The following is a 21,282-nucleotide window of genomic DNA, read 5'->3' as shown; positions in this document are numbered from 1 at the left end:
GGAAGGCACCTTTAAATCAAGGTACCTTTTTTCCTATTCATTCAAGTTCTTTAAAAATGCGCTCCAATACGCCATTCAGTTCCTCAGCTTTCGCTTCTATCATTTCACCGGTCTTACGGATTTTAACTTCCACGATCCCCTCGGCTGCTTTCTTGCCCACCGTTACACGCACAGGCAAACCGATTAAATCGGAATCATTGAATTTAACGCCCGGACGCTCGTTCCGATCATCAAACAGTACGTCATATTGATGTTCTTGGAGGCTGCTGTATAGTTTCTCAGCAAGGTTTTTCTGATCTTCATTTTTCATATTTACCGGTATCAGGTGAATATCATATGGTGCAATGTTGGCAGGCCATATCAATCCGTTTTCATCGTTAAATTGTTCGGCAATGGCAGCCAGCGTCCTGGATACACCGATGCCGTAACAGCCCATGATATAGGGGTGAGCCTTGCCATTTTCATCCAAATACTTGGCAGACATTGCTTCACTGTATGTCGTGCCCAGTTTAAAGATGTGCCCGACTTCAATACCACGGGCAAATTTAATTGTTCCTTTCCCGTCCGGCGAAGGATCCCCTTCCTGAATAAATCGCAGGTCGGCATAGGTTTCCACTTGGAAATCGCGCCCCGGAACCACGTTCTTATAATGAAAGCCGTCTTCATTTGCTCCGCACACCGCATTTATCATGTATTCAACCGCTTGATCGGCAATGATCTTTACATTATCCGGAAGATTAACGGGACCGATTGATCCAAATGAGCAATTCAGCAGCTCCTTCGTTTTTTCTTCGTCTGCAAATTCAACAGCCTTGGCATCCAGAGCATTTTTTACTTTCACCTCATTGGCTTCGTGGTCACCTCTGACGAGCACCATCACAGGTTCTTCATCGACAAGCAAGACCAATGACTTTATAACATCTGAGGCTGATACTTGAAGAAACTCTGATACTTCAGCTATAGTTTTTTGATCAGGTGTTTCGACTTTTTCCAAGTCCTTTGGAGGGGCGTCAGGCTTCACATACTCCTGGTTTATTTCTGCCATTTCTATGTTTGCAGCATAGGATGAGGAATCAGAATAGGCAATGGTATCCTCACCAATCTCTGAAAGTACCATGAATTCCTGCGTGTCCTTCCCGCCAATCGCCCCGGAATCGGCTAAGACCGCGCGAAAATCCAAACCGCATCTGTTAAAAATATTTATATAGGCCTGATACATTTTTTGATAGGTGTCATCAAGACTTTCAGAAGAGGTATGGAATGAATATGCATCCTTCATAACAAATTCCCTGCCGCGCAACAGCCCGAATCGGGGACGTTTTTCATCCCTGAATTTTGTCTGGATCTGATAAAGGGTGATTGGAAGGCGCTTGTACGAAGGTACTGCGTCATTGACAATGCTTGTAATCACTTCTTCATGAGTCGGACCCAGTGCAAAGCTGCGGTCGTGGCGGTCATGCATTCTCATCAATTCATCGCCATATGTATACCAGCGTCCGGAATCCTGCCACAGCTCAGCAGGCTGCAGGGCAGGCATAAGCAGTTCTGCAGCTCCTGCCCGCTCCATCTCTTCACGTATAATTCTTTCAATATGATCTAATGTTCTTTTGGCAAGCGGTAAATAAGTGTAAACCCCGCTGGCAATTTGTTTAATAAATCCTGCTCTGAGAAGCAGCTGATGACTTTTAATCTCTGCATCCGAAGGAAGCTCTCTGAGCGTTGGAATGATTGTCATGCTTTGCTTCATTACTTGCACCTCAACTTGGATTATTTAAAGATAAAAAACCTTTGAATATCGTTCCATGTGACTACAATCATTAATACCATTAATAGGGCAAAACCAATAAAATGGACCAAACCTTCTTTCTGGCGGTCGATAGGTTTACCCCTCAGCGCTTCAATTCCGAAGAATAACAGTCTGCCGCCATCCAATGCAGGAACCGGAAGCAAGTTCATTATCCCAAGGTTAATGCTCAGCAACCCTGTCCACCTCATTAAAAGCAGCACACCCGATTGTGCAACGGTTTCTGTCGTTTTATATATCCCGACAGGCCCGGCTAGCATATCGATGGAAAATTGTCCTGTAACAAGTTTCCCAAGAATCTTGAAAATTTCTATTGTTAATAAGTATGTTTCAGAAAATCCGTTGAAGGCCACTTTCGAAATGGACTTATCTACGGGAGCCTGAACTCCAATGAGACCAAACTCTTCCCCCTCTGCGACTTCTCTTTTCGGAGTAACCGGTATATCCAGGGTTGCTCCATCACGTTCAACGGTGAAAACAAGCTCCTCACCCGGGTGGCTGCGTACAATTTCCGTGATATCCTCAAAATTTGAAATCTCAGCCCCATCGATACTTAAAACAGTGTCGCCTTCCTTGAATCCGGCTTCCTGTGCAGCTCCATCAGGAAGCAGCTTTCCTATCAGCGGATCATTCACCTGTACTCCCTGAATAAATCCTAAGATGGTAAAAATGACAATGGCCAGCACAAAGTTCATCATGGGGCCTGCAAAAATCGTCATCGCCCTTGCGCTGAGCTTCTTGGATCCAAACTGACGGTCCCACGGAGCAATCTGGGTTTCAACTTGATCCTCGACGATCATTGCTTCTCGGGAAACTCGAAATGTTTTTACGGTCTCGTCTTCCCCGTCTTCATACCCTTTGACCACCAGATCATGTTCAAGATCAGCGGATTCAACTTCAATCGTACGCGCATTGGGAAAGCGGTCTTTTCCCTGAAGTATCACCTTTTCAACAAGCCCCTCTTTATCTAGCAAGAGTCCGATTCTATGGCCCGGCTTAATTTCAAGCATTTCCGGATCCTCTCCGGCCATTCTGACGTATCCGCCAATCGGCAAGAGACGAATGGTATACAGGGTTTCTTTTGTTTTGTGAGAAAAGACTTTTGGCCCCATGCCAATGGCAAATTCTCTTACAAGAATGCCTGAACGCTTAGCAAAAATAAAATGTCCCAGTTCATGAAAAAAAACAAGGGCTCCAAAAATAATAATAAAAGCGATGACTGTATTCAAAAAAATAACCACCTTTTAAAGGAGTGTGTGAACAAACTGTCTAGTTTCCCTGTCAACTTCCCGAATGGCAGAGAGATCGGGGTTACGGATGATTTCATGACGTTCCATAGCTTTTTCAATGAGTTCTTCAATTCGTATAAAAGAAATTTTTCGCTCAAGAAATGCGTGGACTGCCGCTTCATTCGCCGCATTTAATACAGTTGGAAGCGTACCTCCTGAGCGTCCCGCATCATAAGCATATTGCAGGCATCGGTAGCGGTCCATGTCCATCTTCTGAAAATGCAGCCGGCCTATTTCGGTCAGATCAAGTTTCTTTGCTGACTGTAAAGCCAATCGTTTCGGGTAAGTAAGGGCGTATTGAATAGGAACTCTCATGTCGGGTGTTCCCAATTGAGCGATCACACTGCTGTCATGAAATTCCACTAATGAATGGATAATACTCTCACGATGCAGCAACACATCAATTTTTTCATATTCCAGGTCAAATAACCAATGGGCCTCAATCACCTCAAGCCCTTTGTTCATCATTGTAGCAGAGTCAATGGTAATTTTGGAACCCATGGACCAATTTGGATGGTTTAATGCCTGCTCGAGTGTAACACTCTGTAATTCGTCCCGATTCAGGTCCCGGAAACTCCCTCCTGAGGCAGTGATCAGGAGCCTGGATATTTCCTTCGTGTCTTCCCCTTGCAGACATTGAAAAATCGCTGAGTGTTCACTGTCAACAGGTAAAATCTCTACATTTTTTTCTTTGGCTGCTCCCATGACGAGATGACCCGCCGTGACCAAGGTCTCTTTATTGGCTATGGCTATCGTTTTGCCCGCTTCAATGGCCTGAAGCGTAGGGGTGAGGCCAACACTGCCAATAACGGCATTCAGTATAATATCAGACTCTTTATAAACGGCTGCTTCAATAAGTCCTTCCTCGCCGTGTACAAATGTAATTTTTGAGGAGAATTCGGATCGAAGGGTATCAGCATCTTCTTTCGTTTGGACAGATACGAGCTTCGGTTCGAACTCTTCAATAATTTTTCTGACAAGATCAATGTTTTTCCCGGCTGATAAGGCAGCCAGCCGAAAATGCCCGGGGTGCTCCCTGATCAATTCAAGCGTCTGAGTCCCAATGGAACCGGTAGCCCCCAATAAACTGATGTATTTCAAACTTTTCACTCCCAATGGCGACAATTAAATAATTTGCAATAAGTGGACAAGAGGCAGAACAAAAAGCCAGCTGTCGCACCTGTCCAAAATTCCCCCGTGTCCGGGCATGATGTTTCCGGAATCTTTTACACCGTAGTGGCGTTTGAATGCGGATTGAGCGAGATCGCCCAATTGTCCAAAAACTGAGAGGATAATTGTAACGCCCAGCAATTGTAGCAGCGGTATATCCAGTGTCGTAAAACTAAAAAAGAGGAGAGCTATCAGTAAGGCAATGAAAATTCCGCCTATGGATCCCCCAATAGTTTTATTGGGACTGATTTCAGGCCAGAGCTTTCTTTTACCCAGAGATTTGCCAACGAAATAAGCACCTGAATCAGTTCCCCAAACAACAAACAATATAAAAAGCAAATAGGTAAGACCCGCTTCACGTGTCTCTATAAGAAAATGGAAGCCAATTCCGACATATAGCACACTTAGCATAATAAAACCTGCGTCATCGAAATTAAATTTATTTTTACTTAATACAGTATATGCCAAAAACAACAGGACACCCAAGATAACCGCCTTAATTTTTATATCAGCTCCATGCCCTGATTCAAACCAAGTTCCCGGCAGGAGAATGATCCAAAGCAGAATCATAGACATGATGCCCTGTCCGGAAAAAAACGGATAATGCCGCATTTTTAATAATTCATATAATCCGATCGTTGCCATTGCATATACCAGGATGATGAAAGGAATCCCGCCAATATATAAAAGCGGGAGGAATATGATCATGGCTGTGATGGCTGTGACCACTCTTTGTTTCATTTTTATTATATCTCCTCGCCAATTAATCCGCCGTACCTTCTGGAGCGGTTCTGATACGATTCCACCGCTTCCAACAAATGTTCTTCAGAAAAATCCGGCCAAAGCACATCAACAAAGTACAATTCTGTATAGGCAAGCTGCCAAAGCATAAAATTGCTCAGCCTTAATTCACCGCTCGTTCTGATCAATAGATCCGGATCTCCCAGACTGTCGGTCATTAAATATTGAGAAAAGCATTGTTCATCGATATCCTCTTCTTTAAGTGTTCCATTTTTTATATCATGTGAAAGATGTTTAATCGCTGCAATCATTTCAGAGCGGCTTCCATAATTTAATGCAAAATTCAATATAAGGCCGTCGTTGTTTTTGGTTCTTTCAACAGCTTCTTTCACAGCTTTAACGGTACTGGCAGGCAACTGCTCGATATTTCCCATCGTTGATACTTTAACATTTTCTTCTATTAATTCTGGCAGGAAGCTGTCCAAAAACTGCTCTGGAAGCTTCATCAGAAAATCCACTTCGGGCTTGGGCCGTTTCCAATTTTCCGTTGAAAAGGCATAGAGAGTTAATATTTTGACTCCCAGACGATTGGCCGATTTCGTTATTTTTTTAACAGTCTTCATCCCTTCACGATGGCCGGCTACCCGGGGAAGAGTTCTTTTTTTTGCCCAGCGCCCATTGCCGTCCATGATAATCGCCACATGCCGGGGAATCGGATGGGAAAGGATTTTGTCTATGCGTTCACCATATATTTCTTTCTCTTTTGAAGTATTCCATAACTTCATTTTATTGAACATAATTAGTCCTCCGTCAGAAAGCATTCTTCTGTGCGTCAAACATATTTTAGCATATCAAGTTTTCCAGGGATATGATTCTATAATGATTATTTTATTTAAAACCATTTTATAACCGAAAAATATCCAGATATAAGTGATAAGAACAAGGCGATGCTGATGAGATTAAGCACCTATAGCAAGACAGTTGAATGTTTCTGCTGCTTTAGTAAGACTAACCATTTTTCCTGTGCAAGAACCCGCCATCCCTTAGCAGATGCTGTCCCATTCAACGATGTCCCCATGACGTCTCAAAGCGTTTCTTCCTGTTTTTTTCAACAGGCTCACACGCAAATATTCCCCTGCAATGAAAACTCTCAAAATATTAGCCTTGTCCTTTCATCTGCGCCTGGAAGAATACTTCCTGTATGCCGGGATGTATCCACTCGTATAAAGCAAAGTACTTAGATAAGGTTATTCTTTATGTACCTAAAACGAAAAACCCCTCCGTGTCAGGAGGGATCTGAGTCGTTCATTATTCGGATTATACAGCCATGACTTCTTGTTCCTTTTCTTTCGTCAGCTCATCAATTTTCTTGATATGTTCATCCGTCAGCTTTTGAATATCATCTGCATAACCGCGAAGATCGTCTTCTGAAATCTCACCATTTTTTTCTAGCTTCTTCAGGTCCTCATTACCATCCCGCCGGATATTTCGAATTACAACTTTTGCATCTTCGGCTTCTTTGCGTACTTGCTTGACGAGATCCTTACGTCTTTCTTCTGTTAGCTGAGGAATGGAAATTCTCAGCAAAGATCCGTCATTGGTGGGTGTCAAGCCCAGGTCGGATTTTAAAATAGCTTTCTCAATATCACCCAAAGTGGATTTATCGTAAGGCTGGATCACCAGAAGACGAGCCTCAGGCACTGAGATAGTCGCCATTTGATTGACTGGTGTCGGAACACCATAATAATCAACCGTGATTTTGTCCAATAAAGACGCATTGGCCCGGCCTGCACGAATACTTGCTAATTCACGGCTGTATACCTGAACGGCTTTTCCCATTTTTTCTTTTGTACTGGCAATAATTTGATTCGGCATTATTCTTTCCCCCTGACAATCGTTCCAATGGGCTGCCCCATTACGGCACGTTTTATATTTCCTTTTTCAGTGAAAGAAAAGACAATAAGTGGTATATCATTATCCATACAGAGCGAGGATGCAGTAGAATCCATAACAGCAAGTCCCTCTTTTAACACATCCAAATAGGAAAGCTGTTCATACTTAATGGCATCCTTATCAAGTTTAGGATCTGCATTGTAAACCCCGTCCACATTGTTCTTTGCCATTAAAATAACATCCGCTTCGATTTCCGCAGCTCTGAGAGCAGCAGTAGTATCGGTAGAAAAATATGGATTCCCGGTGCCCGCAGCAAAGATAACAACACGTTTCTTTTCCAAGTGGCGGATGGCACGTCGCCTGATATACGGCTCAGCCACTTGAATCATGTCAATGGAGGTTTGGACTCGGGTTTCGATACCCAGTTGTTCCAAGCTATCCTGCAAAGCCAAGGAATTCATGACAGTTGCCAGCATCCCCATGTAGTCAGCAGTAGCACGGTCCATGCCCATTTCACTGCCTACTTTTCCACGCCAAATGTTTCCGCCGCCAACGACTACAGCAACTTCCACATCAAGCTCAGCAACTTCTTTAATCTGTTCGGCAATGGATTTGATCACAGCCGGGTTGATTCCAAACCCTTGATTCCCGGCCAGTGCCTCACCACTTAATTTAAGTACAATTCTTTTATATTTCGGGGTATCCATCTGAACCTCCAATAATCCCTATTAATATGTATCATGACTTTCTTAAAAGGGGAACACAACGTGTTCCCCGATTTTCTTTCCAAATCCGGAAAGTATGATCTGCTTAATTAACCAGTAGCGCAGGCGAAGCCCACCTAACCATTATTTCTTTGTTTGGTTCATTACTTCTTCAGCAAAGTTTTCTTGGCGTTTCTCCATGCCTTCGCCTACTTCATAACGGACGAAGTCCACAACTTCTGCGCCTTTGGACTTCAGAAACTTACCTACTTTTTCATCAGGGTTTTTAACAAACGCCTGATCTACAAGACAGATTTGCTCAAAAAACTTTCCAAGACGGCCTTCAACCATCTTTTCAACAATTTTTTCAGGCTTTCCTTCGTTCAAAGCCTGTTCTGTCAGAACTTGGCGTTCACGTGCAATTTCATCTTCGGAAACTTGTTCGCGTGAAACATATTTTGGATTGATCGCAGCAATATGCATGGCTACATCTTTCGCTACTTCTTGGTCTGTAGTTCCTTCAAGAACAGCAAGCACGCCAATGCGGCCGCCCATATGCAGATATTCACCGAAAGCTCCGTTATCAGACTTTGTTTTCACTTCAAATCGGCGAAGAGTGATTTTTTCACCAATTTTAGCAATTGCGCTGTTAATATACTCGGATACGGATTCTCCGCTGCTCATTTTTTGATCCATAGCTTCTTCTAAAGAGGCAGGTTTGTTTTCCAGCAGATGTTCAGCCAATTCTTTAACAAGCTGTTGGAAGTTTTCATTTTTAGCAACAAAGTCAGTCTCTGCATTGACTTCGACGATTACTGCATCGTTGCCTTTGCTTAAAATATGCGTAATACCTTCCGCTGCAATGCGGTCAGCCTTCTTGGCTGCAGAAGCCATGCCTTTTTTCCTTAGAAAATCGATAGCCTCTTCCATATTTCCGTTTGTTTCAGTCAGGGCTTTTTTGCAATCAAGCATACCCGCACCTGTTTTTTCACGCAATTCTTTAACCATTTGAGCAGTTATTGCCATTTGTATTTCCTCCTTCATGTGTGAAAAAGACTAGATTGTTTGAAAAAAGGTGACAAAGTGTACTACACTTATCACCTTTTCATGCGCCTCACGAAAGGCGTTCTAACTATGACGATTATGCTTGAGCAGCTTCAGTAGTCTCTTCTTCCTCTGCACCTTCTTCAGGCTCTTCGCTGTATTTAGCTTCTAAAATGGCATCCGCCATTTTGGAAGTAAGCAACTTAACTGCACGAATGGCGTCATCATTAGCCGGTATGACATAATCAATTTCATCCGGATCGCAGTTTGTATCTACAATACCCACAATCGGGATATTCAATTTACGCGCTTCTGCAACCGCAATACGCTCTTTCCTTGGATCAATGATAAACATTGCATCCGGAAGAGCCTTCATATCTTTAATGCCGCCCAAGAATTTAACAAGGCGGTCGCGCTCTCTATTTAGCATGACCACTTCTTTTTTCGGAAGAACGTCAAAAGTTCCATCTTCTTCCATTTTCTCAATCGCTTTTAATCGTTCAATTCTCTTTTGAATCGTTTCAAAGTTTGTTAATGTTCCGCCAAGCCAGCGATGGTTTACATAATATTGTCCTGCGCGTTCTGCTTCTTCTTTAACAGATTCCTGAGCTTGTTTTTTTGTTCCAACAAACAAAACTTTCCCGTTGTTTTCAGCAAGCTCTCTCATAAAGTTATAAGCTTCTTCTACTTTTTTGACAGTCTTCTGCAAGTCAATAATGTAAATACCGTTTCTCTCAGTAAAGATGTATTTTTTCATCTTTGGATTCCAACGGCGAGTCTGGTGTCCGAAATGTACGCCGGCTTCAAGCAATTGCTTCATAGAAATAATAGACATAGTATGTTTCCTCCTTGGTTTTTTCCTCCGTTTCACTCATCTTCCGGAAAGACTGTTATTTTCTCATAACAGCACCCTGTCGCAGAATCATGAAACGTGTGTAATCATACCCTCAAACACTATAGCATAACCAAAAACGATAATCAAGCAAGAAAAGCGGAGGGCGGCTGGTTAGGGGCGACTAGCGCTGGAGGAAAACCAAGGAAGGCCGCTCTTTGCCTTCATTGGTTTTTCGAAGCGACCTCGAGCCCCTGCCGCCCGGAGCTGGACAACAAGAAAAGCGGAGGGCCCCTGCTCATCGGCGACTAGCGCTGGAGGAAAACCAAGGAAGGCCGCTCTTTGCCTTCATTGGTTTTTCGAAGCGACCTCGAGCCCCTGCCGCCCGGAGCTGGACAACAGGAAAAGCGGAGGCGCCTTGACCAGCCCCGACAAGCATAAGGTGATTTCCGAGGGGCAGCTTTTCAGCCAAGCAGCTGATTACAATTACATCGTGAGAAGCTTCATTGAAATACTTCCTGTAGCTTTGCGACGAGTGAGCTTAGCTTCATTGAAAAACTGCGCCGCAGGAGTACAACTTCTCCCTTGCAGGATTATGACCTTTAGGGCCGGGCGCGGAATCAGCGCAGTACCTTCCCGCCCCTGAACTCACTGCAGTTTCATAAGCAGCTCAATTTCAGTTTTTCCTTTTCTTAGCTTTTTAGCAATCTCAGAGATCGACCACCCTTCCTTAGCCAACATTTCTACCTGATCGCGGAGCGGAATTTCCTCAGGCTTTTCTTTATCGCCGGATAGGACGACTTCTACAAATGGTGTCTCTATGTTTTCCGGCGGTTGTAAGGGGCTCTCCTCGGCCTCCGGTTCAACGACGGAACCGGTCTCTGATTTCCTCTCATCACCTTGTTGTTCTGTACTAGCCAAATGATCATTCAGCCCGTAAAGCCTGCGAATGAGATTTTCATTTTCATCTTTTATTTCCTCCAGCAGTGCAGCCATCGCGTGCTCTGACTCCTCCAGAAGCTGTTGTTGTCTCTGCTCCATTTCCACCAGGCGGTTTTGGCGCATATAAAGCAGAACTACTGCAAAGACTAGCAGGATGTTTAGCAAAAATAATATAAATATTAGAGTCCCGGTCATGAATGCATCACTACTTTACGTTGATCTGCTTTGAATAATTGCCGCCTTAATTTAAAAAGCGCTTTGGAATGGATTTGTGAGATTCTGGAGGTGGACAGCTCAAGGATGTGCCCAATATCCGTGAGCGTAAGTTCTTCATCATAAAATAAGCTTAGAACCAGCTGCTCTTTCTCTGAAAGTTCTGCGATGGCCTCTGCCATTTCGTCCAGCCATTCATTTTTCACCATTTGTTCTTCGGGTGTCGGTGTCTGCTCATCTTTTATGACATACGTGTGATGGTCTTCGTCATCTTCACCGGGTGCATGCTCATGAATCGAGAATACTTGGGCATAAAAATACTCATTCATCGTCTTTACAACTTCCATTTCAGGAATTCCCATCTTCTGTGCAATTTCTTCCGCTGTGACATGCCGCATCAAGGATTGTTCCAGGCTATTTTGTACACTTTCAATTTCTTTTACTTTTTCCCGTGTATTTCGGGGAAGCCAGTCCTCTTTCCTTAATCCGTCTATAATGGCACCTCTAATTCTAAAAGAGGCATATGTATCAAATTTTAAATTGCGGCTTAAATCAAATTTATCCAAAGCATCAAGCAAGCCCAACGTCCCCAGGCTTTTTAATTCCTCTCTTGATACATTTGAAGGTAAATGGGCTGAGATGCGCTGCACATGATAAGTAACCAGATGCATATATTTTTTGACCAGCTCGCTGCCTGATTCTGAATCCCTTGACTCTCTCCAGCGCTTCCAATGAGTTTGCTCATCCATGGGTAGTGTAAGCGTCATTTGCATCCCCTCCTTTAACGAAGTATGTTCCAAATACAAACATATCTGTTAACGACTATAAAATAACCTTTGTAATCTCGTAATAAATGAGTCTTTCATGTAAACCGGATTCTTACCGGGATTTGCTTCAGTCAATGAAAGAGCAATTTTTTCCAGGCTTTTCGAAATAGACGCTTTTGGAAATTCCAAATATACAGGACGGTTAGCCAAGACGGCTTTTCTCATGCTTGGGTCTTCCGGCAGGATTCCCAGTAAATGGATCTCTTTTTGGAGAAAGCTTTTCATCGCCTTTTGAAGGCGCCTGAATGTTTCAATCCCCTGTTTAACATGATCTGCACGATTGCATATTACAAGAAGCCGAGCATCCGGGCGGACACGATGAACAAGCTTCATCATAGAGTAGGAGTCCATAATCGCTGTAGCCTCCGGTGTTGTAATCACAATCACTTCATCTGCAGCTAATGAAAGACGCAGCATCCATTGGCCGGCTCCGCCTCCCATATCAAATATAATATAATCGTATATTTCCTCCATACGTTTAAAACCATAAAACATACGGTCGATGGTCGTATCATCAAGATCAACTGCTTCAAGGAATCCATTCCCGCCCGCAATAAATGAAACGCCTCCCGGACCCAATTCGACAATTTCACTTAACGGTTCCTGTCTATAGATGAAATCCGCCATTGTCTTGGCAGCTGAGCCCCCCAGTAAGAGATTAATATTTCCCATTCCGATATCCAGGTCTACCACAAGCACGTTAAAACCTTGCTTCGTCAGAATAACTGCCAAATTACTGGATATATTGGACTTGCCTACTCCGCCCTTGCCGCTGACAACTGCCAAAGTGCGTGCTTTTTTTCTTATATGCCTGCTGAACATTCTATGGCGAAGATTTTCGGCCTGATCTCCCTTCATTCTTTTCCATCTCCCAAGAGATAGTTGATAAACAATGGAGGATCCGCCTGAACGATGTCGTCCGGGACCTCTTGTCCCGTTGTCACATATGCCGCTGCAAGCTGATAGTCCCACATGATATTCAACATCGAGCCGAATACGTTTGTTTCATCCACTTTAGAAAAAATCAGCCGGCTGACCTGCAACTGTTGAAAGTTATCCAAGATGGGGGCGAGATCTCTCTCTTTCATGGTGACAGACAGCACCAAGTAAATATCCAGTTCTTCTTCAAGCTTTAACATCTGATTTAATTCGTTGACAAAATCTTTATCCCGATAATTTCTTCCGGCTGTATCAATAAAAATATGGTCATAATCAGAAAACCCTTTCGCCGCCTCTACAAAATCTTCGGCTTCATAGGCCACTTTCACCGGTACATTCAGCAGGCCTGCATATGTTTTCAGCTGTTCAATCGCTGCTATTCGATACGTATCCAGTGTAATAAATGCCACTTTTTTTTCTTGTTCCAATGCGGCATGAGCAGCCATTTTTGCCAGCGTCGTCGTCTTCCCCACTCCTGTAGGCCCCACCAATGCAATGAATTTTTTATGGTCATCTTTCGTAAAACCAATCCTGTTCAATTGAGAGGAGAGAATGGATTTCGCTTCCTCCACCATGTCTTTAATAGTGGGTTCTTCTTTTGATTGACGCCATCGAGCCAAAAGCTGGTCGCCGATTTTCATCGCATGACTGTGATCAACTTCTTGTTCCAATAACATTTTGACTGTCTGCTGAACCGGTTCTGGATAAGAAGTTAGGTAAGATGGTGACGGCGGGCTTTCTTTTGCAACCAACTTCTTTAATTCTGCCAGTTCTGATAAAACTTGGCTTTCTTGTATTTTTTCTATTATACCCGGAGTACTTTGTTCTTCATGAAAATTGGGCAAGGCTTGCTTTTTCCCCAAGTCATGCTGATTATCTAACGCTGCAACCACCTCAAACTGCTTTTTCTTAAAAAAACCCAGAACCCCTTTCGTCCATACAACCCTCGAGCTTAAAATCACGGCATCTTCCCCTACTTCATCTTTTACTTTTTGAAAAGCTTCCGGCATGGTAGGGGCCATAATTTTCTTTATACTCATGAAACATTCACCATCCCGATACTTTGAACTTCTACATCAGCTTCCAATTCGTTATATGAAAGGATCGGTACTTGCGGGAAATACCTCTCCATTAATTGACGAACATACATCCGGATAGCAGGCGAACATAAAAAGATTGGAGATCGCTGGATGTTCGATAGTTCTTCGATTTGAGCAGCAGCCGCTTCTATGATTTTCTGGGAATCAACGGGATCCATCGCCAAATAATTCCCATTTTCCGTTTGCTGGATGCTATCGGCAATCATTTTTTCCACCTTGCCTGAAATGGTAATCACTTTTAGAGTGGGTTCGCCATCTGCATATTGCTTGGTAATCTGGCGTGCAAGCGCCTGCCTGACATACTCTGTCAGTACATCTGTATCCAACGTCACTTTTCCATAATCTGCTAATGTTTCGAAAATCAACGGCAAATTCCTGACAGATACATTTTCCTTTAAAAGTTTGGATAATACTTTTTGCACATCACCAATTGTCAAAGGACTGGGTGTCACTTCTTCAACAAGAATTGGATAATTTTCCTGCAGATGGTCAATCAGTTCTTTCGTTTCCTGTCTCCCGATTAACCGGTGTGCATTTGCTTTGAGAACTTCTGTTAAATGGGTAGATACCACTGAAGGCGGATCAACCACTGTGTAACCTTCAATTTCCGCTTGTTCTTTTACTTCCTCTGCTATCCACTTGGCAGGAAGACCAAATGACGGCTCAATCGTATCAATTCCTGGGATGGTGTTTTCAGTTCCCGGGCTCATTGCCAAATAGTGGTCAAGTAAAAGGGTTCCTTTCGCCACTTCATCGCCTTTAATTTTGATTTGGTATTCATTGGGTTCCAATTGAATATTGTCTCGAATTCTGACAACAGGAATCACGATCCCAAGTTCTAACGCAAGCTGCCTCCGAATCATTACTACACGGTCAAGCAAATCTCCACCCTGATTGGCATCTGCCAGCGGGATCAGCCCGTAGCCGAATTCAAATTCAATCGGATCCATTTGCAATAAATCCAGTACACTTTCGGGTGATTTCATTTCTTCCGCCGCAGCTTCTTCCGAAACCATTTCATGTTCCTCGCCCGGGGTTTCAGGAACTCTTCCCAGCGCATAAGCACCTGCGGCCAGGGCTGCAGCAATCGGAATAGTCAATAAATCATTGATAGGTGTTGTTATTCCCAATAACAGAATTGTACCTGCCGCGATATATAGAATTTTCGGATATGCAAATAGCTGGCCGGCAATATCAGTACCAAGATTTCCTTCGGAAGCTGCCCGCGTTACAACAATACCGGTAGCTGTCGAAATCAAAAGTGCAGGAATTTGGCTGACAATTCCATCTCCGACAGTCAGCATGGAATACTTGACAGCTGCCTCCCCGATGGGGAGTCCCTGCTGGACCATGCCGATTAAAATGCCAAAGATCAAATTAATCAAGACAATGATGATACCTGCTATGGCATCACCTTTCACAAATTTACTGGCACCGTCCATAGCTCCATAAAAATCCGATTCGCGAGCAACCTTTTCCCTGCGTTTCTTTGCTTCCTGATCAGAAATGATACCTGCATTTAAGTCTGCGTCAATACTCATCTGCTTACCGGGCATCGCATCAAGCGTAAACCTTGCTGCTACCTCCGAAACCCGTTCGGCTCCTTTTGTAATGACGATAAACTGAATGATGACCAAAATGAAGAAGACAACCAGTCCAACTAAAATATTGCCGCCGACAACAAAGGTTCCGAATGTTTCAACAACGCCGCCTGCATCCCCAATGGATAAGATAGATCTTGTTGTCGATACATTGAGCCCCAGCCTGAACAAGGTAAGCAGCAATAATAAGGAAGGAAATATGGAAAATTGCAGCGGTTCATGTATATTCATGGATGTCAGAAGTACCAAAAGAGCTAATGAAATGTTGGTGATAATTAAGAAACTCAGCATCCATGGCGGAAATGGAATGACCAGCATGGCAACGATTAAAATAACACTTAATAAAATAGCTATATCTTTAGTTTTCATTTTTGGCTGGTCCCTCCTTCCAAACGCAAAACTTCAAATTTTATGTTTGATTCGATATACATATGCCAAAATTTCAGCCACCGCTTTGAAAAATTCGTCAGGTATCACATCTCCCATATCTGCTTGGCGATAGAGAGCTTGTGCCAATGGTCGGTTTTCAACAAGGACAACCTGATGTTCCTCTGCCACCTTTTTAATTTTTTGGGCCATAAAGTCAATACCCTTGGCCACGATAACGGGCGCATCTGCTTTTTCCTCTTCGTATTTAAGGGCAATTGCATAGTGTGTCGGATTCGTAATGACGACATCTGCCTTGGGAACTTCCTCCATCATTCGGGCTGTAGCCATTTCACGCTGACGCTGTTTTAATTTTGATTTAATCAGCGGATCCCCTTCAGTATTTTTAAACTCATCTTTAATATCCTGTTTGGACATCCGGATGTTTTTTTCAAAGTCATACCTTTGGTATAAGTAATCAAATATTGACAGAAATAATAGAGCGATGGATGCACTGATCCCCATTTGGAGAGTCAGCCCCCCTATTGTCTGCAATGCTGAGGAAACTGATTTATGCGATAAAATAAACACTTCATCTATTCGAAGCCACAAAACAAGAAAAGTAATAAAACCGACAAAGCTGATTTTCAATATAGATTTGAGCAGCTCCACCAGCGCCCGAACAGAAAAAATACGTTTAAAGCCCTTGATAGGGTCGATCTTTTCAAGTTTGGGCTTCATCGGTTCAGCAGTAAATAAAAATCCCACTTGCAATAAATTGGCCGCTGTCCCGGCCGCCAAAGCTACCAGCATAATGGGGCCAAGTAAAACAGCTATTTCCAAAAGCAGATCGAGTCCAATTTTGTATATGTTTTCCTCCGTGAGTTCCATCAGCATATAATCATTAAAGGTCTGATGGAAAATATCCAGGATCACCTGGCCGGTCCGGGAAGAAAAAAATGATAAAAATATAAAAACAGCTAATAGACTGATTGCTGTGTTGACATCCTGACTTTTCGCCGTCTGCCCTTTTTTTCTGGTATCGTGTCTTTTTTGGGGGGTTGCTTTTTCTGTTTTTTCTCCTGCAAAAAACTGAAGATCCAGCTGGAGCTGCTTCATTGAATTCCACCCATCATTTCCATAACATCCCTCATCGTCAAAGCGATCTTGTCAAACAGGTTTTGAACAATCCCCAAAATTACACCCATGACAATAAAAATAACAATAAAACTCACAGCGATTTTAATAGGAAACCCGACGACAAAAACGTTCATTTGAGGAACGGTTCGGGCGATAATTCCCAGCGCAACATCCACGAGAAACAATACTGCCACGACGGGAACCGCCATTTGAAAGGCAATGACAAACATCATAGCAAAGCTTTTTATGACATATTCAGCCATACCCGCATTTCCAAGTCCAATGGAGACCTGATCTATCGGAATATACTGATAGCTATAAAAAATTCCGTCAAGCAATAGATGATGGCCGTCCACTGCTAGTAACAGCAGAAGTGCAAAGATATATAAATATTGCCCAATTAATGGGGATTGGGCGCCTGTCTGAGGATCGATCACATTGGCAATAGCAAAGCCCATCTGAAAGTCTATGAAACTGCCGGCTGTTTGTACGGCAGATAAAATCAAATACCCTATAAATCCAATAAACAGGCCGACGAGTACTTCCTTCATGATTAACAAAAAGTATTCGAAATCAATTTCCATAGGAGGAGCATCTACTGCATGGTACATAAGCAGCGAAATAAAGAACGCAAAGCCCACACGAAACATGGCCGGCAAGGTACGGTAGGAAAAAAGCGGCATTGTCACGAAAAAGGCCGACACCCGCATAAAAATTAATAAAAATGCTGGAAAGGCTGATACAATATCCATAATTTTTTCATCCTACAAACCGGGTCAGATTTTGGAGAATATCCGTTGTATAAGAAAGCATTCTGCTCAGCATCCACGGGCCAAAAAAAACAACTCCAAGCAGAACAGCAATGATCTTGGGGATAAATGCCAACGTCTGTTCCTGAATTTGGGTGGTAGCCTGAAAAATGCTGACAATCAGCCCTACTCCCAAGGCAAGAAGCAACAGCGGACCGGATACAATTAATATGGTAAAAACTCCTTTTCCAGCCAAGGAGATCACTGATTCAGCGCTCATTCCATCACCTTCTATGTATTTAAAGAATAAACATTAACCAAAACTTTGCAGCAGTGACTTGACTACTAAATACCAGCCATCGACGAGTACAAACAGAAGTATTTTAAAAGGTAAAGAGATCATAACAGGCGGCAGCATCATCATCCCCATCGACATTAAAACACTGGCCACCACCATATCTATCACCAGGAAAGGGATAAAGATCATAAATCCAATTTGAAAGGCCGTCTTCAACTCACTCAAAGCAAACGCCGGCACGAGTGCCGTCAACGGAATCTCTTCGATCGTTTCAGGCCGCTCCTCCCCTGAATAAGATAAAAATAATTCAAGGTCTTTTTGTCTCGTATACGTACTCATAAATTCTTTAAATGGCAAAGCGGCTCGCTCATAGGACTCTTCCAGTGTAATTTCATCGTTAAATAAAGGAATCAGGGCTTCTTGATTCACTTCATTGAAGGTAGGAGCCATAATAAAAAAAGTGAGAAACAGGGACAGCCCAATGATTACCTGGTTTGGAGGCATCTGCTGGGTAGCAAGAGACGTCCGGACAAAAGAAAGCACAATGACAATCCTGGTAAAAGACGTCATGACGATTATAATACCCGGGAGAAATGATAAAACCGTCAACAGCAGAAACAGCTTGACTGAAGTAGACACAGTATCAGGAGAGCTGTTTAAAAACTCCATCACTTCATTCATGGCTGATCATGCTCCTTCTCCTGAAACTCTTTTAAGACATGCTTTCTCCGTTTGATTAACTCATCCATTTCGGTTTTGAAATGCTGATGAAATGATTGATCTGCATTTTCATCTTTTTTATTTTTTTTCAAGTCTTTGATCAGTTCTGTTGCCTTTGCCACAACATAAGCAGGCTGAATACTGTTTTCAAGCTGGTCATTATATTGCTGCAAGATGGCTTGCTGCTCCTTTGGATTGGCTATTTCCTTCAGCAGCTGAACATCTTCCCCTACGCCAAGAATTAAAATCTGATTCCCTGCCTTAACCACCTGAATCGAACGATTTCCTCCCAGAGAAGTTCCTCCCAAATGTTGAATAAGACGGTTTTGTTGGTAAGACTGGCTTTTCTTATTCATCCATTTCAATAAAAAATATAGGAGTATAATGACAAATGCTAAAGCAGCAATCATTTTAACCATGTCTAAAAAGCCGATGGTAATAGAGTCCTGTTCCCTGTTTTCCTGATTGGAGGGTTCTACTGTCCCCGAACCCTCATCACATTGATCCGGACTTTTCAAACATTCCTCCACGGAGGGACCGGACACCGCTGCCTGGGTATTGTTCGGCTGGATAATCACGAGAACAACAAGCAATAACATAAATTTGACCCATTTATTTCTCATAAAACTTCCCTGAATTCTTTTTCGATTTTTCTTGATTGTGATTCATACAGCTTCTGTCCTGTTCTATGATGAACGATCACCAAAATCCTCACACTTTCCATGAACCGGTCTCCGTTTGGAAGATTACTTCAAATATTGCAGGCGGCTTTTCCTGCTTAAAATATCCGTGACCCTTACACCAAAGCTCTCGTCAATAACTACGACTTCTCCTTTGGCAATCAAGCGATTATTTATCAGGATATCAACAGGCTCGCCTGCAAGCTTATCCAATTCAATAATGGATCCCGATCCAATCTCCAAGATATCTTTTACAGACTTATGTGTTCTGCCCAGCTCCACTGTCACTTGGAGCGGAATATCCAGAAGTACATCGAGATTTCTGGTGTCTGTTTGTCCTTCCTCCTGCTCATCAAACGGAGCAAAGCTCGCACGCTGTACATGGACATCTGATGGTTCAGCCCCTGAATGAATGGGAGAACTCTTCTCAGGAGAAACAAAGGATTCCTCCGCAGGTTTTGTTTGCTCAAGTGCCAAATCAATGGCGGAAGCCGTCACTTCTTGTGTCTCTTGTGCTTCCGGGGTTTCCTGGTTTTGAGACCATAACTCGGCTACCAAGTTTTTAGCAAAGTTGACGGGAATGAACATGGTTAGCTTCGAATCAACAATATCTCCAATTTTTAAATCAAAGGAAACCTGTGCAAAGGGAGATTGGTCGGATATTTCCTGAAGCACTTCTCCCAATGTTTCGTTGGAAACATGGAATGTCGGAGGAGAAATATCCACCCTTTTCTCAAAAAAGGATGACATCGAGGTCGCAGAAGAACCGATCATTTGATTCATTGCCTCTTGGACAGCACTTTGTTGGATCTCGTCCATTTCTTCTGATGGTGAAGTACCGTCACCGCCCATTAATACGTCCGCAATAACGGACACATCCTTCTTCTTCAAAAATAATACATTGACACCGGAAAACCCTGATGTATATGTGACCTGAACTGCCATCCCCGGATCTTTGGAAGCAGAGAGAGTTTTCCAGTCAATAATGGAGACGGTCGGGGTGTTAATTTCTACTTTTTGATTCATCATCGTAGATAGAGCAGTAGCTGCATTCCCAAATGATATATTTCCTATTTCACCTAAAGCATCCTTTTCAATTTCACTAAGCTCATCTGGGCTGTCCGCAGGTTCTTCTGAATCACTCACACCTTGTGCGAACAGCATCTCAATTTCTTCTTGGGAGAGCTTTTCACCATTCATCTTCTTCATCTCCCTCTTCAATCATATTTAAAATTTGCACTGCCAAATGATTGTGCCTCATGCCCGGCTGCCCAAGAAACTTGGGGACACCCGCCACATTGACCGTCAGCGGTTCATCGATCCGCTTTTGAAGCTGGAATACATCTCCAGTGACTAAAGAGAGAAAATCTCTGATCGTCAAATCAGTTTTTCCCAATTCCGCACTTACTTCAACGTGCGCATCTTTAATATTGTTTTTTAGTGCTTCCACCGCTTCAGGTTTTCTTTCCTTTGTACCGGACTCCATCCAATATTGGGCAGTCAGTTTGAATATAACCGGTTCAAGGACAACATGCGGAATCACTATATTAATGGTTCCGCTTGTATCACCAATCACTGCATGCATAGAGATCACAACTACTGATTCATTGGGCGAAACTGCCTGAAGAAACTGTGGGTTCACCTCAATTTCCGAAAGCTTGGGCTCAATTTCAGTAATGCTTGACCAAGCTTCCTGCAGAGGACCCAGCGATTTTGTGAAGAGATTGGTCAATAACTTCATTTCGATATCAGTCAGATGGGAGATTTTATTCATACCCGTTCCTCTGCCGCCGAGGATTCTGTCCAACATGGCATATGCTATGTCGGGCTGTACCTCCATGATCTTTCGGCCTTTGAGAGGAGGTATTTCAATTACATTTAAAAACGTCATGCCATCAATGGACCGGATGTATTCCCCATACGGCACCTGACCCGAAGAGACCACAGAAATATGTGCGTAGGTCCTCAGGTGTGCTGAAAATAAAGTAGCCAGTAAACGTGCGTAATTTTCATATATTCTGGTTAGGCTTCTGATCTGATCTTTAGAAAACCGCAGTGCTCTTTTAAAATCATATACCTTCACAATTTTATCAAGTTCCTCAGGTGCCGCCTTTGGTTTTGCCGGCATCGCATCTTCACCGGCTGATAATGAAGAAATAAGATCATCAATTTCTTTTTGGGATAATACTCCCTGTGATAACAGATCGTCCGGCATCGGCTTCACCTCCTT

Annotated in this window: 21 protein-coding genes; all 21 read right to left on the bottom strand. The window is 43.1% G+C overall.

All coding sequences use genetic code 11. From position 1 onward, the window contains the following. Nucleotides 1-37: 37 nt before the first annotated feature. Complete coding sequence (locus ACFSCZ_RS03980; RefSeq protein ID WP_380772446.1) at nucleotides 38-1,747, bottom strand: proline--tRNA ligase; 1,710 nt, start codon at nucleotides 1,745-1,747, stop codon at nucleotides 38-40. 20 nt (nucleotides 1,748-1,767) lie between these two features. After that, the gene (gene rseP / locus ACFSCZ_RS03975) at nucleotides 1,768-3,033 is read right to left on the bottom strand and encodes an RIP metalloprotease RseP (RefSeq protein ID WP_380772445.1); all 1,266 of its coding nucleotides are present in this window, start codon (nucleotides 3,031-3,033) and stop codon (nucleotides 1,768-1,770) included. Nucleotides 3,034-3,048: 15 nt separating this feature from the next. Then, nucleotides 3,049-4,194, bottom strand: coding sequence for a 1-deoxy-D-xylulose-5-phosphate reductoisomerase (locus ACFSCZ_RS03970; RefSeq protein ID WP_380772444.1), 1,146 nt, complete (start codon nucleotides 4,192-4,194; stop codon nucleotides 3,049-3,051). 24 nt (nucleotides 4,195-4,218) lie between these two features. Beyond that, the gene (locus tag ACFSCZ_RS03965) at nucleotides 4,219-5,004 is read right to left on the bottom strand and encodes a phosphatidate cytidylyltransferase (RefSeq protein ID WP_380772443.1); all 786 of its coding nucleotides are present in this window, start codon (nucleotides 5,002-5,004) and stop codon (nucleotides 4,219-4,221) included. 5 nt (nucleotides 5,005-5,009) lie between these two features. Continuing rightward, a complete protein-coding gene (locus ACFSCZ_RS03960) occupies nucleotides 5,010-5,801 on the bottom strand; it encodes an isoprenyl transferase (protein ID WP_380772442.1) in 792 nt (263 codons plus the stop codon). A gap of 520 nt (nucleotides 5,802-6,321) precedes the next feature. Continuing rightward, the gene (gene frr, locus ACFSCZ_RS03955; protein ID WP_380772441.1) at nucleotides 6,322-6,879 is read right to left on the bottom strand and encodes a ribosome recycling factor; all 558 of its coding nucleotides are present in this window, start codon (nucleotides 6,877-6,879) and stop codon (nucleotides 6,322-6,324) included. Continuing rightward, the gene (gene pyrH / locus ACFSCZ_RS03950) at nucleotides 6,879-7,604 is read right to left on the bottom strand and encodes a UMP kinase (RefSeq protein WP_380772440.1); all 726 of its coding nucleotides are present in this window, start codon (nucleotides 7,602-7,604) and stop codon (nucleotides 6,879-6,881) included. The genes frr and pyrH overlap by 1 nt, the downstream gene beginning before the upstream one ends. Before the next feature lie 141 nt (nucleotides 7,605-7,745). After that, the gene (tsf, locus tag ACFSCZ_RS03945; protein WP_380772439.1) at nucleotides 7,746-8,627 is read right to left on the bottom strand and encodes a translation elongation factor Ts; all 882 of its coding nucleotides are present in this window, start codon (nucleotides 8,625-8,627) and stop codon (nucleotides 7,746-7,748) included. Between the two features lie 115 nt (nucleotides 8,628-8,742). Next, complete coding sequence (rpsB, locus tag ACFSCZ_RS03940; RefSeq protein ID WP_380772438.1) at nucleotides 8,743-9,480, bottom strand: 30S ribosomal protein S2; 738 nt, start codon at nucleotides 9,478-9,480, stop codon at nucleotides 8,743-8,745. Nucleotides 9,481-10,125: 645 nt separating this feature from the next. Then, nucleotides 10,126-10,614 carry a hypothetical protein gene (locus ACFSCZ_RS03935; RefSeq protein ID WP_380772437.1) on the bottom strand — a complete coding sequence of 163 codons (489 nt, stop codon included), beginning with the start codon at nucleotides 10,612-10,614 and terminating at the stop codon, nucleotides 10,126-10,128. Continuing rightward, nucleotides 10,611-11,399, bottom strand: coding sequence for a FliA/WhiG family RNA polymerase sigma factor (locus ACFSCZ_RS03930; protein WP_380772436.1), 789 nt, complete (start codon nucleotides 11,397-11,399; stop codon nucleotides 10,611-10,613). The genes ACFSCZ_RS03935 and ACFSCZ_RS03930 overlap by 4 nt, the downstream gene beginning before the upstream one ends. Nucleotides 11,400-11,447: 48 nt before the next feature. Further along, a complete protein-coding gene (locus ACFSCZ_RS03925) occupies nucleotides 11,448-12,317 on the bottom strand; it encodes a MinD/ParA family protein (RefSeq protein WP_380772435.1) in 870 nt (289 codons plus the stop codon). Next, nucleotides 12,314-13,438, bottom strand: a complete 1,125-nt coding sequence (gene flhF, locus ACFSCZ_RS03920; RefSeq protein WP_380772434.1) for a flagellar biosynthesis protein FlhF — start codon at nucleotides 13,436-13,438, stop codon at nucleotides 12,314-12,316. The genes ACFSCZ_RS03925 and flhF overlap by 4 nt, the downstream gene beginning before the upstream one ends. Next, nucleotides 13,435-15,468 carry a flagellar biosynthesis protein FlhA gene (gene flhA, locus ACFSCZ_RS03915; RefSeq protein WP_380772433.1) on the bottom strand — a complete coding sequence of 678 codons (2,034 nt, stop codon included), beginning with the start codon at nucleotides 15,466-15,468 and terminating at the stop codon, nucleotides 13,435-13,437. The genes flhF and flhA overlap by 4 nt, the downstream gene beginning before the upstream one ends. 33 nt (nucleotides 15,469-15,501) lie before the next feature. Next, entirely contained in the window at nucleotides 15,502-16,584 is a 1,083-nt protein-coding gene (gene flhB / locus ACFSCZ_RS03910; RefSeq protein ID WP_380772432.1) for a flagellar biosynthesis protein FlhB, read from the bottom strand. Beyond that, a complete protein-coding gene (gene fliR, locus ACFSCZ_RS03905; protein WP_380772497.1) occupies nucleotides 16,581-17,360 on the bottom strand; it encodes a flagellar biosynthetic protein FliR in 780 nt (259 codons plus the stop codon). The genes flhB and fliR overlap by 4 nt, the downstream gene beginning before the upstream one ends. Nucleotides 17,361-17,364: 4 nt before the next feature. Beyond that, on the bottom strand, nucleotides 17,365-17,634 hold the full coding sequence (gene fliQ / locus ACFSCZ_RS03900) for a flagellar biosynthesis protein FliQ (protein WP_380772431.1): 270 nt from the start codon (nucleotides 17,632-17,634) through the stop codon (nucleotides 17,365-17,367). A 33-nt stretch (nucleotides 17,635-17,667) separates the two neighbouring features. Continuing rightward, on the bottom strand, nucleotides 17,668-18,333 hold the full coding sequence (gene fliP, locus ACFSCZ_RS03895) for a flagellar type III secretion system pore protein FliP (RefSeq protein WP_380772430.1): 666 nt from the start codon (nucleotides 18,331-18,333) through the stop codon (nucleotides 17,668-17,670). Beyond that, nucleotides 18,330-18,995 (bottom strand): flagellar biosynthetic protein FliO, encoded by a 666-nt coding sequence (locus ACFSCZ_RS03890; protein ID WP_380772429.1) that lies wholly within the window; start codon nucleotides 18,993-18,995, stop codon nucleotides 18,330-18,332. The genes fliP and ACFSCZ_RS03890 overlap by 4 nt, the downstream gene beginning before the upstream one ends. A gap of 123 nt (nucleotides 18,996-19,118) precedes the next feature. Beyond that, nucleotides 19,119-20,252, bottom strand: coding sequence for a flagellar motor switch phosphatase FliY (fliY, locus tag ACFSCZ_RS03885; RefSeq protein ID WP_380772428.1), 1,134 nt, complete (start codon nucleotides 20,250-20,252; stop codon nucleotides 19,119-19,121). Further along, nucleotides 20,242-21,267, bottom strand: a complete 1,026-nt coding sequence (fliM, locus tag ACFSCZ_RS03880) for a flagellar motor switch protein FliM (RefSeq protein ID WP_380772427.1) — start codon at nucleotides 21,265-21,267, stop codon at nucleotides 20,242-20,244. Before fliM ends, fliY begins: the two co-directional genes overlap by 11 nt. Nucleotides 21,268-21,282: the final 15 nt, after the last annotated feature.

The sequence above is a fragment of the Siminovitchia sediminis genome, from assembly GCF_042680885.1.
In the GTDB taxonomy this organism is placed as follows: Bacteria; Bacillota; Bacilli; order Bacillales; family Bacillaceae_C; genus Siminovitchia; species Siminovitchia sediminis.
This window is presented reverse-complemented; position numbering and strand designations above follow the sequence as displayed.

What these genes read in the sequence shown, in the direction of transcription:
- ACFSCZ_RS03925 (WP_380772435.1), bottom strand. Translation starts at nt 12,317, where the DNA reads ATGAAGGGAGATCAGGCCGAAAATCTTCGCCATAGAATGTTCAGCAGG.
- flhF (WP_380772434.1), bottom strand. Translation starts at nt 13,438, where the DNA reads ATGAGTATAAAGAAAATTATGGCCCCTACCATGCCGGAAGCTTTTCAA.
- ACFSCZ_RS03960 (WP_380772442.1), bottom strand. Translation starts at nt 5,801, where the DNA reads ATGTTCAATAAAATGAAGTTATGGAATACTTCAAAAGAGAAAGAAATA.
- ACFSCZ_RS03965 (WP_380772443.1), bottom strand. Translation starts at nt 5,004, where the DNA reads ATGAAACAAAGAGTGGTCACAGCCATCACAGCCATGATCATATTCCTC.
- ACFSCZ_RS03980 (WP_380772446.1), bottom strand. Translation starts at nt 1,747, where the DNA reads ATGAAGCAAAGCATGACAATCATTCCAACGCTCAGAGAGCTTCCTTCG.
- tsf (WP_380772439.1), bottom strand. Translation starts at nt 8,627, where the DNA reads ATGGCAATAACTGCTCAAATGGTTAAAGAATTGCGTGAAAAAACAGGT.
- fliP (WP_380772430.1), bottom strand. Translation starts at nt 18,333, where the DNA reads ATGAATGAAGTGATGGAGTTTTTAAACAGCTCTCCTGATACTGTGTCT.
- ACFSCZ_RS03935 (WP_380772437.1), bottom strand. Translation starts at nt 10,614, where the DNA reads ATGACCGGGACTCTAATATTTATATTATTTTTGCTAAACATCCTGCTA.
- ACFSCZ_RS03890 (WP_380772429.1), bottom strand. Translation starts at nt 18,995, where the DNA reads ATGAGAAATAAATGGGTCAAATTTATGTTATTGCTTGTTGTTCTCGTG.
- flhA (WP_380772433.1), bottom strand. Translation starts at nt 15,468, where the DNA reads ATGAAAACTAAAGATATAGCTATTTTATTAAGTGTTATTTTAATCGTT.
- fliY (WP_380772428.1), bottom strand. Translation starts at nt 20,252, where the DNA reads ATGAATGGTGAAAAGCTCTCCCAAGAAGAAATTGAGATGCTGTTCGCA.
- fliM (WP_380772427.1), bottom strand. Translation starts at nt 21,267, where the DNA reads ATGCCGGACGATCTGTTATCACAGGGAGTATTATCCCAAAAAGAAATT.
- ACFSCZ_RS03930 (WP_380772436.1), bottom strand. Translation starts at nt 11,399, where the DNA reads ATGACGCTTACACTACCCATGGATGAGCAAACTCATTGGAAGCGCTGG.
- rpsB (WP_380772438.1), bottom strand. Translation starts at nt 9,480, where the DNA reads ATGTCTATTATTTCTATGAAGCAATTGCTTGAAGCCGGCGTACATTTC.
- fliQ (WP_380772431.1), bottom strand. Translation starts at nt 17,634, where the DNA reads ATGAGCGCTGAATCAGTGATCTCCTTGGCTGGAAAAGGAGTTTTTACC.
- frr (WP_380772441.1), bottom strand. Translation starts at nt 6,879, where the DNA reads ATGCCGAATCAAATTATTGCCAGTACAAAAGAAAAAATGGGAAAAGCC.
- flhB (WP_380772432.1), bottom strand. Translation starts at nt 16,584, where the DNA reads ATGAAGCAGCTCCAGCTGGATCTTCAGTTTTTTGCAGGAGAAAAAACA.
- pyrH (WP_380772440.1), bottom strand. Translation starts at nt 7,604, where the DNA reads ATGGATACCCCGAAATATAAAAGAATTGTACTTAAATTAAGTGGTGAG.